Origin of the sequence: Chitinophaga pollutisoli (genome assembly GCF_038396755.1) — a bacterium.
GTDB classification, from domain to species: Bacteria; Bacteroidota; Bacteroidia; order Chitinophagales; family Chitinophagaceae; genus Chitinophaga; species Chitinophaga pollutisoli.
Genome location: NZ_CP149822.1, coordinates 179,340 through 197,895, shown reverse-complemented (window position 1 = coordinate 197,895; position 18,556 = coordinate 179,340). Strand labels below are relative to the sequence as shown.

The 18,556-nt window shown below is 52.5% G+C and carries 17 protein-coding genes; 11 read left to right on the top strand and 6 right to left on the bottom strand.

Translation table 11 applies throughout. The annotated features are described in order from the left end of the window. Window positions 1-6: 6 nt before the first annotated feature. Both WJU16_RS00760 and WJU16_RS00755 read right to left on the bottom strand, forming a co-directional pair. Window positions 7-594 carry a DUF416 family protein gene (locus WJU16_RS00760; RefSeq protein WP_341836416.1) on the bottom strand — a complete coding sequence of 196 codons (588 nt, stop codon included), beginning with the start codon at window positions 592-594 and terminating at the stop codon, window positions 7-9. A 17-nt stretch (window positions 595-611) separates the two neighbouring features. Further along, window positions 612-974, bottom strand: coding sequence for a helix-turn-helix transcriptional regulator (locus WJU16_RS00755; protein WP_341836415.1), 363 nt, complete (start codon window positions 972-974; stop codon window positions 612-614). Between the two features lie 158 nt (window positions 975-1,132). Here WJU16_RS00755 and WJU16_RS00750 point away from each other — a divergent pair, with 158 nt between their 5' ends. From WJU16_RS00750 to WJU16_RS00720, 7 genes are all read left to right on the top strand, one after another. After that, window positions 1,133-3,877 (top strand): CHC2 zinc finger domain-containing protein, encoded by a 2,745-nt coding sequence (locus tag WJU16_RS00750; protein WP_341836414.1) that lies wholly within the window; start codon window positions 1,133-1,135, stop codon window positions 3,875-3,877. 178 nt (window positions 3,878-4,055) lie between these two features. Beyond that, window positions 4,056-4,910 (top strand): tyrosine-type recombinase/integrase, encoded by an 855-nt coding sequence (locus tag WJU16_RS00745; protein ID WP_341836413.1) that lies wholly within the window; start codon window positions 4,056-4,058, stop codon window positions 4,908-4,910. Continuing rightward, a complete protein-coding gene (locus WJU16_RS00740) occupies window positions 4,907-5,758 on the top strand; it encodes a tyrosine-type recombinase/integrase (protein ID WP_341836412.1) in 852 nt (283 codons plus the stop codon). The genes WJU16_RS00745 and WJU16_RS00740 overlap by 4 nt, the downstream gene beginning before the upstream one ends. Window positions 5,759-5,822: 64 nt before the next feature. After that, window positions 5,823-6,464, top strand: a complete 642-nt coding sequence (locus tag WJU16_RS00735; protein ID WP_341836411.1) for a JAB domain-containing protein — start codon at window positions 5,823-5,825, stop codon at window positions 6,462-6,464. Window positions 6,465-7,480: 1,016 nt separating this feature from the next. Then, complete coding sequence (locus WJU16_RS00730) at window positions 7,481-7,672, top strand: hypothetical protein (RefSeq protein WP_341836410.1); 192 nt, start codon at window positions 7,481-7,483, stop codon at window positions 7,670-7,672. Window positions 7,673-7,931: 259 nt separating this feature from the next. Then, a complete protein-coding gene (locus tag WJU16_RS00725; RefSeq protein WP_341836409.1) occupies window positions 7,932-8,936 on the top strand; it encodes an RHS repeat-associated core domain-containing protein in 1,005 nt (334 codons plus the stop codon). A gap of 4 nt (window positions 8,937-8,940) precedes the next feature. After that, window positions 8,941-9,294, top strand: coding sequence for a hypothetical protein (locus WJU16_RS00720; RefSeq protein ID WP_341836408.1), 354 nt, complete (start codon window positions 8,941-8,943; stop codon window positions 9,292-9,294). Window positions 9,295-9,415: 121 nt separating this feature from the next. Here WJU16_RS00720 and WJU16_RS00715 read toward each other — a convergent pair whose 3' ends face one another. Next, window positions 9,416-9,757: a helix-turn-helix transcriptional regulator gene (locus WJU16_RS00715; RefSeq protein WP_341836407.1), complete on the bottom strand. Its 342-nt coding sequence runs from the start codon at window positions 9,755-9,757 to the stop codon at window positions 9,416-9,418. A 152-nt stretch (window positions 9,758-9,909) separates the two neighbouring features. Between WJU16_RS00715 and WJU16_RS00710 the strand changes: the two genes are divergently transcribed. Beyond that, window positions 9,910-10,119 (top strand): CHC2 zinc finger domain-containing protein, encoded by a 210-nt coding sequence (locus WJU16_RS00710; RefSeq protein ID WP_341836406.1) that lies wholly within the window; start codon window positions 9,910-9,912, stop codon window positions 10,117-10,119. 152 nt (window positions 10,120-10,271) lie between these two features. Here the strand turns inward: WJU16_RS00710 and WJU16_RS00705 are convergent, their stop codons facing one another. Then, complete coding sequence (locus WJU16_RS00705; protein WP_341836405.1) at window positions 10,272-13,163, bottom strand: PKD domain-containing protein; 2,892 nt, start codon at window positions 13,161-13,163, stop codon at window positions 10,272-10,274. Window positions 13,164-13,191: 28 nt separating this feature from the next. Beyond that, complete coding sequence (locus WJU16_RS00700) at window positions 13,192-13,587, bottom strand: hypothetical protein (RefSeq protein ID WP_341836404.1); 396 nt, start codon at window positions 13,585-13,587, stop codon at window positions 13,192-13,194. Between the two features lie 734 nt (window positions 13,588-14,321). Here WJU16_RS00700 and WJU16_RS00695 point away from each other — a divergent pair. The 3 genes from WJU16_RS00695 to WJU16_RS00685 all read left to right on the top strand — a co-directional run bounded on the left by WJU16_RS00695 (window position 14,322) and on the right by WJU16_RS00685 (window position 17,464). After that, window positions 14,322-14,801 carry a hypothetical protein gene (locus WJU16_RS00695; protein ID WP_341836403.1) on the top strand — a complete coding sequence of 160 codons (480 nt, stop codon included), beginning with the start codon at window positions 14,322-14,324 and terminating at the stop codon, window positions 14,799-14,801. 77 nt (window positions 14,802-14,878) lie between these two features. After that, on the top strand, window positions 14,879-16,261 hold the full coding sequence (locus WJU16_RS00690; protein WP_341836402.1) for a hypothetical protein: 1,383 nt from the start codon (window positions 14,879-14,881) through the stop codon (window positions 16,259-16,261). Window positions 16,262-16,591: 330 nt separating this feature from the next. Further along, window positions 16,592-17,464 carry a hypothetical protein gene (locus tag WJU16_RS00685; RefSeq protein ID WP_341836401.1) on the top strand — a complete coding sequence of 291 codons (873 nt, stop codon included), beginning with the start codon at window positions 16,592-16,594 and terminating at the stop codon, window positions 17,462-17,464. Window positions 17,465-17,533: 69 nt separating this feature from the next. On the opposite strand, the gene WJU16_RS00680 is transcribed toward WJU16_RS00685, so the two are convergent. After that, entirely contained in the window at window positions 17,534-18,439 is a 906-nt protein-coding gene (locus WJU16_RS00680) for a PorP/SprF family type IX secretion system membrane protein (RefSeq protein WP_341836400.1), read from the bottom strand. Between the last annotated feature and the right edge of the window lie 117 nt (window positions 18,440-18,556).

Sequence of the window (18,556 nt, the reverse complement as noted above, 5' to 3'; positions counted from 1 at the left end):
GTTTTCTTATAGTTCAAGATTTCCTTTGCCGTTATTGTCCTGTAGTTGTAGAAGAGTATCTATGTCTTCGGGAGTCACTTTTTCAATTTTGTTTAAGTATGATGCAATGCCGTTTTGAATTTTTAGTTCTTTCTGCATTAGAGGGTGATTGGTGATTTTTTGTTCGAAATCCTTATCGGAATAATCCATGTCGTCGCTTTCCTGTATATACATGTCTACACTGTCAGTTGCCATAGTTGAGATGTCTTTTATAAGCTGATCATTCGGCGATTTAATGAACTCTAATGTGGACTCTATTGATGTGCATGCGTCTAGGGCAGAGGAGGCGAGGACAGTATCGAAATCTTCGGGCTGTGGTACTTGGGAATCAATGTCGGATAATAACTTTATAAGTTCCTTCTTTTCTAATGGAGCATTAAGAATAGTATTATAGATGGAGTTAATGGCAATAGAGAGGACTGACGGTTCTCCAAAGCCAAATCGTAAATGAAAAGCGCGATAGTTTGGGAAAAGGCGTTGGCAAGTTAGGTATGCGAAAGTGAGTTTTTTTTGTATATCCCAATTTTGAATATTATTTAATGCTTCAATAGCCATAGGAGATAAGATTGTAATTATTTAGCGTACGCCTGCTTAGTTTTAGTATCCCTGATAAATGCCGCGATGACTCTTACGAGCGCTTGTTTATCTTCCTGCGGCATGTTTTCTATCTCTTTAAAATAACGGATCAGCTCCGCGTCCTGGAGTGCAGCGGATGCCCTGTCGGAGTTGTTGCCGTTAAGTAAAAAGTCCACGGTAGTATCCAAGGCATCTGCAATGTTCTTGAGGACTTCCGCCGGTGGCTGGGCATCTTTTGTCTCATAACGCCCGATCTGGGCGTAGGAAACCCCCACGGCATCGGCCAGTTCGGTCTGCGACCATCCCTTTCCTTTGCGGAGTTCCAAAATCCTGGTTCCAAGTTTGTTTTTTTGCGACATGAGCGCTGTGTTAAGGCTACAAAAGTAGCTGATATGTTGTAATGGCGGTGTTTTTATGCGGCATAAAAGGAGTGGTGTTTGCAAATTTGATTTGTTTGGTTGCGGCAAAAATGTTTACTTTGCTACATAAGTGTAGCAAAACTAAATTTATCCACATCATGGATATCACAGCAATCAAACAATCACTTCCACTTGCCCAGGTGCTTGCGCACTACGGGCTTAAACCGGACAAACACGCCCGGCTGCACTGCCCGTTCCACGCGGACAAGACGCCGAGCCTGCAGGTGTATTACAAAACGCAGTCGTGCTATTGCTTTTCTTCCAACTGCAAGACGCACGGTAAGGCGCTGGATGTGATTGATTTTGTGATGCACAAGGAAGGTTTATCTAAAGGCGGAGCGATCCGGTACTGCCGGGAGCTGATCGGCGGCGCACCGGTCGCCGCTCCGCTGACCGCCCAGCCGCGTGAAACCATCCTGGAAAGAATGTTCACCTACTTCCGCAACGCGGTGCATAACAGCAAGCCTGCGCAGGATTATATCCGCAGCCGGGGGCTGGACGCCACGCAGATCGAAGTAGGGTATAACAGCGGCCAGTTCCATCACGGTCGTCGCAAGGATGACGAGCTGGTGGCCGCTTGCGAGTCCGCCGGCCTGCTGATCGCCTGGGGAACAAACGTGCGGGAAGGTGGTCAGGCGTATAAAGTGTTCGGGCGGGGTTGCGTGGTGTTCGCGCTGCGCGGCAAGGCCGGTGAAATAAAAGGCCTCTACTTCCGATCTATCACCAATGACCACGACCAGCGGCATTTTTATTTAAAAGACCGCGCCGGCCTTTATCCATGTTACCCGCAGCCGGACACCCGCCGGCTGATCCTTACGGAATCGGTGATCGACGCGGCGGTGCTGCTGCAGTCGGAAACCATCCGCAAGGATTACAGCGTGCTGGCCTGTTACGGCACCAATGGCTTTACACCGGAGCACCGGGAGGCAGTGGCTTCCCTGGGCAACCTCGCTGAGATTATCTTCGCCTTCGACGGCGACGCAGCGGGCAAAGCGGCTACAGAGAAGTACGCGTTGCAACTGCGTGACCAGGTGCCGGGCGTAGCGCTGTCGGCGATGACGCTGCCGGATGGCGAGGATCTGGCGAGCCTTGCGGCCGGCCACGATCCGGCAGTTTTGGAACACCTGATCGCCGAACGGCAATCCTTTTTTACTTCAACCGGAACTACATCCGGGACTTCAACTGAAAACACATTTGAAAAAGAATTACTCCCCGTATACGCTCCGCCGATCCCTTTACCTGTGCCGTCGTATCCGGCTGCCGGTGTACTGGACAGCCGCGACCAGATGCGGCTGCGGTACACGGCGGCCACGGCGGTGTACACGGTGCAGGGTGGTATCCCCAAGACCGGCGACAGCCTGAAGGTGACGCTGGCCATTGCGCACAAGGGTAGCGGCCAGAAGCGGCGGCACAAGGTGGACCTGTACGAGGATAAGCAGGTGGAGCGGCTGGCGCGGGAAGTGGGCGTGGCGCTGGGTTTGGATGCAACTATTATCGCTGATGAGCTGCGTAGCCTTGCCGATGCGCTGGATGGCTCCCGGGATGAGCAGGTGAAGGCAGCGGCGCCGCAGGTAGCGAGCTACCCGCTGACAGCTGCGGAACGCAACGCGGCGCTATCGTTTTTGCAGGCGCCTGACCTGCTGACTCGGCTCAATGACTTGCTGGGCAACACCGGCATTATCGGTGAAGAAAATCCGCGATTGTTTTTGCTGCTGATCGCACTGAGCCATAAGATGGCGCAGCCTTTACACGCGCTGATCCAGGGCTCGAGCGGCAGTGGCAAGACGCGGCTGCTGCGGCAGATCAGCGATTGCATGCCGCCTGAGTCTGTGACGCGGCTGACCCGTGTCAGCGATAAGGTGCTGTACAATTACCCGGAGACTTACTTCGTGAACCGGTTGCTGTGCCTGGAAGATATCGACGGCCTCTCCGAAGAAGCGGAGTTCGCATTAAGGGAACTGCAGAGCAACGGGGAACTGAACAGCGCGACGAGTATCAAGCTGGACGACGGTCGGATCACGAGCGGCCAGAAGACAGTGCGTGGCCCTATCGGCAGCCTTGCCTGCACGACGCGCGGGGAGATTTATGAGGATAACATGAGCCGGGTGTTTTTGGTGGCAGTGGATGAGAGCGTAGCGCAGACGGGAAAAATCCTGGCTTATCAGAACCGGGTAGCGGCGGGCGCTGCCAGCCAGGGCGATGAGGAGCGCGCCAAGCTGCAGGTGCGCAACCTGGTGCGGGCACTGGAGCCGCTGGGTGTGGTTAACCCCTTTGCGGGTAAACTGCGTCTCCCTGAACAGGCGCACAAGCTGCGGCGGCTCAACGACCTGTTTTTGAGTTTTGTAAAAATGGTGGCGCTGTTGCATCAGCACCAGCGGGAGCGCGACGGGCAGGGGCGGGTGATCGCGGTGGTGAGTGATCTGGCGGCGGCGGTGGATATCATGTTTGACAGCATCGTGCTGAAGGTGGACGAGCTGGACGGGAGCCTGCGGCAGTTTTACGAGCAGTTGAAAGCCTACCTGCAAAAGCAGCACGGCAAAGACAGCGAGCGGTCGGTTTTTACTTTGCGTGAAATCCGCCATTCGCTGGGTGTGAGCAAGACGCAGCTGTTCCGTTATGTGAACGACCTGGTGCGGCTGGAATACGTGCGGATCACGGGTGGTCATGTGAACCGTGGCTTTACCTACCAGGTGTGCTGGTGGGATCATTACACGGGTATGCGCGAGCAGGTGCGTACACAGTTGCTCGAACAGTTGGATGCCCTTCGGAACAGTGCTGGCGTTCCATCCCCGGAACGCCAATGGAACGCCAGTGGAACGCTGGAATCCGCTGTGGTGGCTTAAAGGTATGGTGGCGTTCCAGCGTTCCAGGAAATGTTCAAGCGCCCTGTTTTTAAAACGGCATAGATATAGAAAAACGCCGTAGCTATAGGCAAACCGCCATAGTGCTATCAAATAAGTTTGTTACCCGGAGGTGAAAAGCCTTCTTCTTCTTCAACTGGAATTTTAAACCCAACAATTTATGGAACAGCTACAAACCGGAGCCCTGGGGGGCTTCAGGGACTACCTGCGTGCGGTGGGCTACGGCGCAGGGAGCGTGCGGATGCTGGAAAGCTGCACGCGGGAGTTCTTTGTCTTCTGTGCTTTGCCACCTGGGGAAGTGCAGCCTGCCAATATTCTGTCTTTTTACGCGTACCTGCAGGTGCGCCCTTCGCAGCGCGGGGAAGGCGTGCTCAGCGGCAAGATGGTGGATCATTACTTGTACAGCCTGCGGGTGTTCTTTGACTGGCGGCAGGCGGTAGGTACCAGTGATCACCATCCCCTGAGCGGACTACAGTTGCCCAGGCTGGGAGATGGCAGGCGGCTGCCGCTGTCGGTGACAGAAACGGGCGCCCTGTTCGCAGCCGCCCATCATGAACGGGAACATGCGGTGTTGCACCTGCTGTATAGCTGTGGCCTTCGGCGCAGTGAGGCAGTGGCGCTGGAAGCGGTGGACGTGTGGCCGGACCGGGGCGTGCTGTATGTGCGGCGTGGTAAGGGCGCCCGTCGGCGGGTAGTGCCGCTGGCCAGCCGTGCGGCGGCGAGCCTGGGGGCTTACCTGCGCTGGTTGTCGGTGCAGTTGCCGGGCGGATCGCAGCGGCTGCTGGTGGGCAGCCGTGGCCAGGCGCTGACCGGTGATCGCCTCTGTCGGCTGGTACGGGAGCTGGGCGAACGTGCGGGACTGGATGCGGTGGTGACGCCGCACCGGCTGCGGCACTCCATCGCCACGCACCTGCTGGCACGGGGTATGTCCCTGGAACAGGTGCGGGATTTTTTAGGGCACCGCCATGCGGATACGACGCAGATCTATGCTCACTTCCAAAACGGCGGCTTATGACACTGGCGGCTTACCTGCAATCGCGTTACGCGGCATCGACGGCTGAGGCTTACCAGCGCGAGATCGTGGCTTACCTGTCGGGGTATCCCGGTGCAGCCGGTGCTGGTTATGGGGATGTGGTGCAGTGGCTGGGCGTGGTGCGCAGCCGTTACGGCAACGCCTCGACGCTGAACGGGATACTGAGTGCGGTAAAGGCTTATTACGGCTGGCTGGTGGCCAGTGGTGCGCGTACGGACAACCCGGCAAAAAGGATCCGTTTGCGGGATGTGCGCAGCCGGGATATCCAGCTGCAGGACCTGCTATCGCCTGCGGAGCTGGAAGCGTTACTGCCGGCAAACGGTGAAAAGGGACGTTATACGGCGCTGGATTACCGCGACCGGGTGCTTGTAGGTCTTTTGGTCTACCAGGCGTTAAAACCCGCTGAAATCGCCGCGCTTTGCGTAGCGGATATCGACCTGGATAGCGGGACGGTGCACACTGCCGGCACGGCCTCGACGAATGCGCGGGTACTTCGGCTACAGGCTTCGCAGGTGCTGTTGCTTTACGCCTACCTCCGTGAAATCCGCCCGCGGCTGCTGAAAGGAGGACAAACAGACCGGTTGCTACTGGGGTTGCGGGGAAATCCCATGCATGCGGATGACATCGTGAAGCATGTGCTGCGGCATTACCCGGCCAGCGCACAGCGGATACGTCAAAGCGTGATTGCCCTCAAACTGAAAGCAGGCGAGGGGCTGGCAGCGGTACAGGCGTTTGCCGGGCATAAGTACCCGTCGAGCACGGAGCGTTACCGGCAGGCTGGTGACGGGGAACTGGCGGCGGCGGTAGCGGCTTACCACCCGATGGGATAGAAAAATGAACGGAATGAACGGGGTTGTTCATCCTTGATATTGTTAACTTCAAAGCGTACACCAAATGGAGATACGATTGAGCAAACTAAAGAAAACTAAAATCGAGGCACGCCGTGACGTGCACGAGATCATGCGGATGCTGCTGCGGCGGGAACAGAAGATCGATCGCAACCGGGAACACCTGTGGGTGCTGGGGCTGGCGGCGGATAACACGATCCTGCTGATCGAGCTGGTGAGTATGGGTTCGGTGACGCGGACGGTAGCGGAGCCGATGGAAATCTACAGCCTGGCTTTACAGAAGCGGAGTGTCAAGATCATCCTGGTGCATAATCACCCGAGCGGCCGGCTGGTGCCCTCGCCGGCGGATGAGGATATGACGGACCGTATGATCCAGTGCGGCCGGCTGCTGCATGTTCCTGTGGAGGATCATTACATCATCAGTGAAACGGGTTATTACAGTTTTGCGGAGAGTGGGCTGCTGGCGAAGCTGGAACGGAGCGAAAAGTACATGCTGGATTATGAGCTGGAGGCGAAGGTCAGAGAGGAAGGACGAAAGGCTGGGGAGCTTACCGGGGAAAGGGTGGGCGCCCGGGATCAGGCGCGGCAGATAGCGCGGCAGATGAAATCGTCGGGTTACGCCGTTGCTGAAATCATGAAGCTCACGGGTCTAAGCAAAGCGGCAGTGCAGCGTTTGAAAGTAGAGTAGTGCAAAAGGCAGGGAAAGCCACATCATCGGCCGGTAGACAGGCGTGCAGGGGAGCCCGAAGTAAGAGGGTTCCCCGCCTGTTTACCGGCCGATGATGCGCCAAGAATATCCTGCCGCCGGGTGATGAGCTGGTGCCGCCGTTCGCGGCAGGTCATGCACTGCAGCCTGTCCCTGTTCCATCGTCTTCCGCTTCTAACAACCGCTTCCGCCACCTGTCCACCGCCATGCCCTGGCCGCCACGGGGGCGGGAGCGCGGCACGCGCGCAGCCACCGTAGGAGGGCAGGGCAGGCAGGTGGCGGACAAAGTGGGCGGCGTAGGGCTGCGCAGCGATAGCGAAGCAGACCGGGAGCTGCCCGAGTGCAGGCAAAAGGGAAGGGCGGTTCGGGGAACACTGGCAGGGAGGGGCTGGCCCTTGCCTTTTGCCGGAGCGAGACCGCTTTACCTTCGTTGTGATGGAGGAATGGAGTGTGTCAGCGGGGATTGTTGTATCTTCCCTGTTCTGCGTGGTGCCGAGTCCAGTTCTGGGCACCAAATACCAGGCATCAGCTTCCCAGGCTGCGGGTGGCCGGCAAGTACGACAGATTTTGGTTCTGTTTGTCCTGGTTCGAATCCAGGTCGGGCAACCACCATTTTAGGGTACTCAGGTTCTGGTTCTGAGTGTGCTGGTTCGAATCCAGCGCAGGGCACGAAATCCCCCTTTTGGTTCGAATCCTGTCATCCCGACGCGCCTTCCTCCCTGTGTGAAATCCCCGCGCTCCCCGTTTACTCACTCTGTTCCCTCTACACTGAAAAGGAAAATCGGTCTCACTGCGGGAAAAAGGTCGGGTTGCCCTGGTGGCAGTGTTCTTCTGTGCGCCCTCCCTTTTACCCTCCGTTCGGGCAGTTCCCGGTCTGCTCCGCTATCGCTGCGCATCCCTCCACTGCCCATTTAGTCCGCCACCTGCCGGCGGCGGCGCCCTGCCGGTAGCTCCGTGCTCGCTAAAGCTCGCACTCCCGCTCCCGTGTTCGCCGCCGCATGGCGGTGGGTGGCGGGAATGCAGCGAATGGCGATAGTTCAGGAACGGACGAAAGGATCCGTCCTGCCGCGAACGGCGGCACCGGATCGCTGCCCTGGCGGTGGGACGATCTTGGCGCATCATGGATAAAGCAGGTGGCCATCGCAACCAGCGCCAGGCACTTCACAACCGGCCACCTGCCTTATCCATGATGATGTTGTTTTTTTCTTTCAATTGAAAAAAGAAGGGTTGCAGTTGATGGTATTTTGCCTGAAAGGAGAAAGGTCGGGTAAAAAGCATCGGAAAGCCCTATGATCAGAGGAGGATGGCTATACGGTTGGTGGAGATAAGGTGGAGATGAGGTGGACTTGATGCGGAGGTGAGGTGGGTTAATATACGATCAGGTGGTAAGGGATAAACCATTATCTTGCGGGTAGTTCTTTGAGACGGACAGTATCATAAAAGGCCGGGGTGCGCTATAGGAAAAATGCCGTGAGGTGCTGTAGGTATGGGTTTAACGGGAAGGAGAATGATAATGAGGTCAAGGGTATCGAAGGCTCGCAGCAGGATTATGGGTTCCGTATATATGATTCAAGACTAGGACGCTTCTTGTCAGTGGATCCGTTGACAAAAAAATATGCGCATTACACTCCCTATCAATTTTCTGGGAATAAGCCGATTAAATTCATAGACTTGGATGGGGCTGAGGAGTTTGATCCTACTTTTAAGCCAACAGGGATTGCACATATGAGAGTAGCGAAAGTTCCGGATGGAGAAGAGACGAAGTCTGTGAGGTTGGGGAACTACGAAATGCGAGGGTTTATCTCATCAAATGGATCATCGTATTGGATCGCACGTTATCATCATACTGAAGGAGATAAGGCCGGCCTGCATCAGGATGAGTGGGTTGTGGGTGTTGACGCCTTTGCTGAGTTTGCGAAGGACACGAAAGGGAGGCACAATTTGTCGACCTGGATCTTCGAGTACGGGAATAACTTAAGCTTTAAAGAGGCGTTAAAGGAAACATTCAAGCAAGGTTGGAGACCTAGGAATGTGGTTAATGGAGCTTTAATGTTAGCGGGGGCATCGGTTGCACTTTGGAGTGCACGAAATTCTATTCGACCAATAGCAAGGAGTAGTGGGGAAGATATGGTAACTCTTTATCGTAGTATATCAAAAGAAGAGGCTGAAAGTATTGCGAAAACAGGAAAGCTTTCACTAGGTCCTGGAATGGAGGTGAAGCAGTTCTGGCAAACCAAAGAAGGTTTGGATGCTTGGAATAATTTACCTCTTGCGGGCGAATTTAATCTAGAAATTACAGTTCCTAAATCCTTGTTGGGTAAAGGGAAACCGCTTAATACTGCAGTTCAGGTTGATGAGTTTGTTGGTCCTAATGCTACGATAGATCGTTCGCAAATTGGGGTTGTGAATCAGAATTTGAAGTCCGTAAATATTACTCCAGTTAAAAAGCAATAGTAAGATGATTAATGAAGGAAATATTAAGAGTGTCTTAGTTAAAGGTGTTTTTCATTTTATTAAAAATTCTAAGTACAGTTTCATAGGTCCTTTTCGAAAGGGAATAAGGCCTATTGTATGGTATAAGAAGGTAGAAGGAGAAGCAACATCTTGTAGTTTAGTATCTGATATGCAAATACGCGAGGGCGATAGCGTAGAAGTTGACTTATTTATTTTAAATGAATTGCAACTTAAACATCCTATAGTAAAGGGGATGGTATTAAATGTAGGTACAATAGAAGGTTCTGGCGTGAACAAGTTTGCTGACTTCGAAGTTGTACAGCATTTAGGAGATTGGGGAAAGGGAAAACTTTTATAAAGAGTATTCAGCTAGTACAAGCATATGCTTGCTGGTGTGTGCTGAAGCTAACTTTTCCGAGCGGATTCCAGGTTGGTGCTTACAAATAAATAATCCCAGGCCGTTATAGGTCAGGGATTATTTATTTATAAGCTGCACTGGTCTTTGCATCTCGGAGCAGGCCATCGAGGGCGTATAATATATGTTGTTTGTCTGTTTCTGGCAGAGCGTCAATATCATTGATCCTTTTGAGCATGGCGGGGTCTTTGAGCACGTTCACCTGTTTGGTCTCGCCGAGCAGGAACCCCACCGTCGTCTCCAGTTCTTCTGCGAGGCGTTTTACCACGTCAATGGTGGGTTTTACCTCATCCCGTTCGTATTTACCGATGATGGAGTGGTTTGTATTGAGCAGCTTTGCCAGTTCGCTTTGCGAAAGCCCCTTTGCGTCCCAGCACTCTCTTAATTTTTTACCGAAGCTGCTCATTTTTGGGTTATTTATGGTTTAAAAAGCCCGTTATCAGGCGTGTATGGCAAAGATACCGTTCATATGTGAATATAATAAGTCAGATATTTTTGTTTATAAAAGTCAGATGTTACATTTTTAGTTCAAATGTGAACGGGTAAAATATTTTTGCAATGGAGATATCGGAGATCAAACAAAGCCTTACGCTCGCCCAGGCGCTATCGCACTACGGGCTCAAACCGGACAAGCACGCCCGGTTACACTGCCCGTTCCACGGCGACAAGACACCAAGCCTGCAGGTGTACTACAAAGCACAGTCGTGCTATTGTTTTTCTTTGAACTGCAAAACATACGGCAAGGCGCTGACCGCTCCGCTCCTCTAGGCCATCCTGAAGAGAATGTTCACTTATTTACCCGAATACCCCATGCCCCAGCTTCCCTTAATCCAATTCAACCACCTTCGTAATAGAAAATCCCCCATTCCAACGCCCCTCGCCGGAATGGGGGATCTCTCATTTAATACGAAAATATTTCACTACTCTTCCTGTATCACCAACGCATTCAGATACCCGAACGCCCCATTGGTGTTCGACGTCGGCGCATGTACCGACAACCGGATGTTCCCGTTCGAATCCGGAGAAATCGCAGCAACCACGGTCTCCAGAGAAGTATTGTTATAAGCATTCTGCAAATATTCCGCTCCGCCATTGACGCGCCAAGCTCCGCTGCGCGGCGCCGCTGCCGAGGTACTATTACGGCTGGCATAGAACTTCAACCTGTAGGTCTTCGAAGGGTTAAGTCCGGATATCACGAAGTTATCCATCCCTGCGCTATACTTCAGGCTATAGTTGAACCAAAGTCCCTGCAGCGCAATGTCAGGTATTATGCCGCTGTTGTTGCCTGTGGTCGTACCATCAATATTGGAAGCACTGTTGCTTGCATAAGGCGCCCAATATGCCGGCGTCGGACTTAGGTTGTCGATCGTCCAGTTGGTGGCTGGATCAGTTACGGTAATGGGTTCGGCGTGCGGACTGCCGAAAATATTCGTCCAGCCCGGGATCGGTGCCAATGCTGTCTTACTGAAGTGCATCCGCCAGGTCTTCAAACCGCCGTTATCCGGGAACACTTGTACCGTGGCCCGCGACGTATACGTTGGTCCGCCGGAGGAGGAACCTGTTACCTGGAAAACATAATATCCGTTCGTCAGGCCCGTGATACTGGGAGAAGCGGCGGTCGGGTTCGCGATGGTTGCCGTGCTGGGGCCCGAAACCTGGGTCCATGCATAATCGGTTACCGTTGCGCCATTGATCGGCAACGCGGTCAGCTGCATGGTGCTCAGGGTGGTGGAAGTGTCCCGCAGCTTGATTTGCGGGATGGCCGGTAAATTCCCCATCACGCCGATATCGATCAGGCTGATATGCGCGAAAGTACCCGTACCACCAACTTTCATCCGGATATCGAGCGAATCGTATCCTGTAATATTATTAAAGCGGATCGCCCGCTCATAGTCTGGCGTAGCGCTGTTGGCATATTTTGTTTCAACCGATTTTGCGACCTCCCATGTCTCACCTTCGATTTTAGCCTGGAGCGTCCTGGAGGCGGTACCATCGTCAAGCCGCGCGCCCCAGATCTTGATGTAATACCGGTTCGTCGGCACAAGCCCCTTGATCCGCAGCACGATGCCGTCGCCTGCAGTAAGCGAAGAATGCAGGAATACGTTGTCATACAGCGCTTGCGAAGGGTAGTCGCCGCTGGGGACAGTAAACCCGTTGTAGTTAATGGCCTTGGTGGCAGAAGTGCCGAAAGATCCCGTTGGCGTACCGAGGAACTGCAGACTCATATGCGTGGCTTCGTTGGTGGTCGTCCGCATGTCGGCAATTTTCGCGTTCTCCGCAAATCCCGCCACGCCGCCAACACCAAACCAGTTGTTCCAATATTTACCCCAGAGATCGGGCGATGGGGTAGGACGGCCATCCACCGCATTCGACCCATTTAGCGTCGTTTGCCCGTCGCCGCCGAGATCGGTCAGCAGGCGGTACGTAAAATCGTTGACGCCGGGGATGTCGGACGGCGGGTCAAGACGGGCGATGGGCGAAGTCGTAAACGATCCGTCGCGCAGTTCGGCACGTACCCGGAAGTACAATGGGTCATTGTTATACCGGTTGTAAATGGCTTTGACTACGTTGGCGTCCGATTGCTGCGCATATTGCGTCCAGTCGGCCTGGTTGAGCGATGAATCGATGTAGTATCCTTTTACACTGGTAATTGGCTGGAAATACCGCATCCATTTGTCGAAAAGATTGTCGGCGATAAGCTGGTTGCCGGCGGCATTGAGGTGGATATTGTCCGATTGGCTGAAGGCGGGTGCGATGGCGCCCTCGTTGTAAGGGTCTTCCACGTCACTGAACGCTTCCACATACCGGTCGGGCCATGCCTTGCGGATGCTGTCCGCCAGCAGCTTCAGCATCTGCCGCTGCGCGAGGGTGTAGTTGGTGCGGGGCTGAGTGGTTTGAAAAAAAACGGTAACGCCTTCCTTCATTCCCAGCGTATCCACTTTCCGCAGATTCACCATGCTCTGCGCCACGGAGATACCGGCACTTGGATCATTGGAGGGTAACGATACGTAAATGAAATCCGGTTTGAACTGAAGCGCGGTTTCAATGTTCTGCCCCATTACGCCACCATTGGCCACCGGAAGTATATCCCTGGAACTGTATCCCGGCACTGCCAGGTTGATCCAGGTATGGGATGCGGTGTTGGTAGTGAGCCAGTTGGATATTTTATCCCCCAGGCGGTTCGGAGCGGAAAGCCCGGTGCCCGCCAGTGTCGAAGAACCCAGACCTACCACTTTGGGCGACAGGTAAAGGGTTTTCGCATTGGTGGCCCAACGTAGGGTGAAAGTATTGTTCCCGTTGTCTGAAGCGCCGGGGTTGAGCTTCAGCGGACCGCCGGCATCGGGTATCACCGGCCCGCCGCCTGTTCCGTTGATGCTAAGGTCGAGGCCATAAATGGCTTCGATGAAAATATGATCGTCGACCTGTAACGCTGGCCTGAAAAGGATCTTGCCCGTAGGTGCGTCTACGGCAATGCCATTGCTGTTGTCGTGGTACTGAAGTAACCCGTTACGGATGACTTTAATCGCATGCCGCGCAAGCTCCGTGTGCTGAAATACTGAATCACCTGCGGCTGGATAGCCAGCCGCGCCTGCGGTAAACTCCACGATCTTGCCCAGTTTCTGAAATACTGTGGCGCCGTTTCCGCTGTTATACAGGTAACCGGGAACTTCCCGCGTCCGGTTCCTGAGTACCAGTTCGGCATTTACGATCTTCACCGTGTCTGGTTCAATTTTTAAGGGAGGAGTGTGCGTTTGTGCGTATGCGTTGGAAATAAGCAGCGGGACAAACAGGAAATTTAACAAACGTCTCATGTATGAATTTTAACAGTTCGGTATAAGGTTAATAACTGGCACGCCGTGCAGCCGCATATTCGAACGCGGTAGAACTGCCAGCTGGCCAAAGGATGTAACTGAAGTCGGCGAAGCGGTAGGCTTCGATGTAAATCCTGTCGGTTGCCGTGAGCGCCGGCCGGAAAATAATTTTACCGGCGGTGGTATCTACCAAAGGCGCCGCGGGGCAGGTGTTGCATTGCAAGTGGCCGTTGCGCCAGATTTTCACGTGGCTGGATTTCAGGTTGATGTTGGAGTATACGGAATCTCCGGCCTGCGGGAAACCACTGGCACCTACGGCAAACTGGATGGCATGTCCAAGTGGCTTGAATTCGGTTTTGCCATTGTTGACGTTTAAAAGATAGCCTTTTACGTGCTGGCTGGAATTGCGGATCACAAGCTCCATTTGCCGAATTCTGACCGAATCGCGGACAACACCAAATGATTGCTGGGCTTTCAGACAATGCAGGGATGACAGGCCTATAGCTGTCAGCAAAATTTGCTTTACCATTACGGGTTAAAATTTGTGATGATCTTATGTATATACCGTTTCACATGATTTTTTCCGGCCGTGAATATATGGGCTACGGAAGGGTAGTAGTGTTACAGGAAATTTACCAGGCAACAGATCCGGATAGTACCGGGAAGCGTTTTTTCATGGGTGTATTAATTTTTTCGGGCCGGCTGTCTTATGGGAAGGGTGGCGGGCCCGACGGTAAGGGATATTGATTTCTAAGAATAAATATACAATTCCTTGTTTGGTTTCAGACATATTTATTTCAACCATTAAGAATTTGCATTTGACATGGCGCCAAAAAATCTTTTAAAATTTTCCAACCAAAGTTCCGGTACCGATTTTGTGAGAAAAAGACACAATGCATCGTTCCACACTGCATTTGATACACTTAAACATATATTTATAATAATATATTAAGCTTATAATCAATGCGTTCGGCCGCCGGACGTTTTGAAATATAGGAATTAACCATATATTTACATCGCGGTTTACCTATACCGGCAACCTATGCAAACTGAACGTCCGATGAAGCCCTTGTTGCTGCCGTTTTTTGGCGCCCATCAGCGAGCGGATGCCATTTGCCCCAAACTGAAAAGAAGAAAGAACACTTAACAGACTATCGTATGGATATAATTGCGTACCAGGACTTTCACGCTATTCGCCTGAGCGATTTCTATGACGGTCCTGATTACCAGGAGGTGGAAGATTACGACTTCATGGGGGAACTTTGGGTAGGAGAGCTTTGCGGCTTCAATACCTTCCTCCGGCCGGCTTCTATCCCGGATGAAACCAGGGCTATTTCCCTCGATTTTACCAAAGATCACGACGGCATGGCACTCCGGGTATTGGAGGCCCTCGAATTTCCGATCCCGGCCAATTGCACGCAATCCCAAATGACCGCTATCTGCGGAGAACCGAAAAAAGTCATAAAACTCGCAAAGGACACCGTAACCCTGGACTTCATCATCGGAGACCGTTGCAGGTATCTTATTTCCTGCACGATCCACCAGCAGAATGGGCTCATGTACCTTGACGTCGTAGACGAAACCGGCGTGCTTCAAAAAACTTCCCGCAAGAAAAAAACCAAAGAAGAAAAAATTTAGATTACTGTATAAACTTTTATACAGTGAATTATACTTCTTTACACATTGTTTGTTTACTCTTCCTGCCCTCAAATTCAATGGGGCAAGTCAACCTTCCTGCGCACGCCGGGTTTTATCCTTCAAAATTCCTGCACCTGGTTTCGGCGAAAGTGGAACGGTACGAAAGACAGGTAGTTAGCAGGTCAGGCAAAGCCCTCGGGCGGATGATGCGGCTGGAGCAGAAGATGGCCGCCAAACTCATGAAAGTGGATTCGGTTTCCGCCAGGAACATTTTTTCAAATTCCCTCGATTCCATGCAAAACCTGCAGGCTAAACTGAAAGGGAAAACACAAGCATTGACACGCGCCCTTAACGGTAATTCAGGCGGCTATCTCGATACTCTCGCCAATACTTTGGGATTCTTGAAAGGGGCTGACGGGTTGTTAGGCGCAGTCGGTAAACACAAAGACAAACTTGGCAAATCCTTCGATCAGGTAAAATCACTGCAGGATAAATTACAACAAGCCACCCAGGTCCGTAATTACATCCGCGAACGCCGCAATCAGTTGAAATTCCAATTGGGGCAGTATGCGAGCATGACGAAGGACCTTCAGAAAATCAACAAGGAAGCATATTACTACGCACAACAACTGAAAGAATACCAGGCCGTTTTCAGCGACCGTAAAAAAGCAGAAGCAAAAGCAATGGAACTGCTGCAGAAATTGCCGGCGTATAAAGATTTTATGTCCCGCAACTCCCAGATTGCGCGGCTTTTCAATTTGTCTGGCGCGAATAGCGCCGCAAATGTGGAAGAACAACTGGCCGGACTTCAAACCCGTTCTCAGGTGGAGCAACTGATTCAGCAACGCCTCGGTGGTGGAGGTCCCAATACTTCCCAGGCCATCCGCCAGCAAATGGACGCCGCGCGTTCGCAAATGGACGAGTTGAAGAAGAATTTCCCCGATCTCGATAACGCCGCCGAAATGCCCGATTTCAAGCCTAAAGAAATGAAAACCAAAAGTTTCCTTTCCCGGCTTGAATTTGGAGCGAACGTCCAGTTTCAGCGTTCCAATCAATTCTTCCCGTCAACCGGGGATTTTGCGGGCCAGGTAGGCTATCGCTTCAGTAAGAATGGGATCATCGGCTTCGGCGCTGCCTATAAACTTGGGATGGGAACAGGATTTAACAATATCCGCTTCTCCCACCAGGGGATTGGCGCAAGATCGTTCGCGGACTATAAATTAAAAGGGACCTTTTTCGTTAACGGTGGCTTCGAGTATAATTACAACGCCGCTTTCAGCAACCCCGGCCAATTATCAAACGCAAAGGTCTGGACCCGCAGCGCATTACTCGGCATCGCCAAAAAATATAAAATCAACAATAAGTTAAAAGGCAATATGACCCTGCTGTACGACTTTCTCCATAACAGCCAGGTGCCCCGCACGGATCCCGTCAAATTCAGGGTAGGCTATAATTTTTAGCCAGCTTACACAATTGCAGTCAGGTCCGCTATTCGCTTAATATCACATACATTATTAAATAATACATGTAAGATAATCGTTCGATTATTTATAAATAATCTCCGTCAAACTAATAATTAGCTAAATATTTCAATTCTAATCGGAGTAATATTTGAAGTATAGCTTAAAAAAATTAATTTTATTGGAGATGTTGTCGAATAGATTGAAATGTAATGCGAATTCCCTTGCCTGCCTGGCCCGAGGCGGGGAGACCTGCGGCATACCAACTTGCATGTATGTGAAAGCCGCACGGCGCTCCTTGCCTCAGGTCCTTAAAATTGCAGTTATGTTATGATCAGCGTGCCTGCCGCCATACAGCAAATCGCCGCCTGCCGGACGAGTTGGGGCAAATCCACTCTTTCCTTATCCGATTCGGAAGGCTTAGTGCTCGCCGAGCCAATAGCATATACTTCCCTTGAAAACGGCCATTCATTACCATCTTTCCCAACCGGGACCCAGCTATCCAGCCGCCACCTGGCCGCCATCAACCAAGCGGAAATTCTTCAGGTACCGGTATTTACACCACCATCCGTGGTTTTTATCGGGCTAACGGAAGGCGAGGGGCCGAAAATTCCCCAAACCAATAAATTCACGGTGGAAGGCGCTTTGGCCAACTACGGTATCCGTTTACGCGAAGCGAAATTCCCCGCCGCCGGCTCCCCAGGCCTCCTGAAAGCGGTGGAAACATCCCTGGACGCGGATTTGCTGATATTATGCGGTAACATTCTCCCTAAAATATTCCTCGACGCGGGCGTGGAACCAGTTTTTAATCGCGTCAAAGCACATCCCTGCCAGGCTTTTTGGTTCGGGTACAGCCCCACCAAAACACGCGTCATGCTCATGCCCTCGAATCCTTTCGCCGTGCAGGTAGCCACCCGCCTGTTCCTCGAATCCTACATCCGCGCGTGCTGGAGCATGAAAACCATCCGACCCTGGCTGTTACCCTACGCCGAACACCGCACGCCCGTGGTGCCGCAGGACGAATACGTGCCCGCCGTAACGGTTCACCGTAACGGACTGAAAATCCGCGCTACGTCCTTCTCGGCGCAAACGGATATCGGTTTGGCGGCGCAGGCCGACGGCTTCATTTGCCACAGTATCGACAACGGCAGCCTGGAGCCCTCATCCCTGGTGCCTTTTTACCCCTGGAACGATCCTTCCTGAAACAAACAACCCGTTGCGCCAGCTTTCACTGAAGCGCAACGGGTGCCATATATTGCCTGTATTTTAGGTCTAATTAAACAGCCGCACTTTGATGCCCAGGCCAAAGTTGCCGCCATACGCATCGAGACCGGCCGGCTGATTGGTATAACTTGCCTGCACCTGGATGGAATTCTTGAACTGGAAACCAACACCACCCGTCACCGCTTTATTGCTATGATACAACCCAAACACGTTCACGAGGTTACGCGCGAAACTCAAACGAGCGCCCGCATCTACCACGCTTTTCGAGTTGAGCATGGCCCGGAAGCTGATCAGTGGTTCGATGGAGGATATTTTGTAGCTCCGCATACCGAAAGAATAGGAGGCGGTAACTGCAAAAGTGGCCTGGCCGCGCGGCTCGGCGTCGTCCAGGTTTTTAAATGTACGGGTGACGTTAGGCATGGTAGCCTGCAACGTTAATTTGCGGTTGGTATAAGCAATGCCTAGATCGGCTCCGATGGCGTTTTTGTACCCCTCATATCCTTTGAGGGCCTGCTCGGCCGGGGTGCCCGGCTTCAGGCTCTCCACCCGCTTGTTGTCGAGCGAAACGCTGGCGCCGACGTGCAGGAATTCGGAACCTTCATCGTTCAGTGGCGTATGGTATGCGTAAGACATCGCTACCCGGGTCTGTTTCAGCGGTCCCGATTGGTCGTTAAATACCGTCAGCCCCACGCCAAGCGTGCGCAAAAGTTGGTAATCGCCGGTAAGGGAGAAGGAAACCGGCGCGTCGGCGGATTCTTTCCAGGCTTTGCGGTAACCCATGCTGAGGCTAAGCCCCGTGTCGGCACCTGCCAGGGCCGGGTTGCCGAGATATCTGTTTTCAAAGTATTGTTGAGGAAGCGGATCCTGCTGGTCGAATATGCGCTGTGCCTCCACCGTATAGGGCAGCATCAGGGTCAGGAATAAAAGGCAGAGTTGCGTAGAAATTTTCTTCATCTGCGTTCGTTTGGGTACAGGAATAATGTGGTCAGTATCATCCGGGATAATATTACCCCGGATGACAAATATAGAATTAAACGTTAATTGAACAAAAATAAGAATATAAAAATAGGG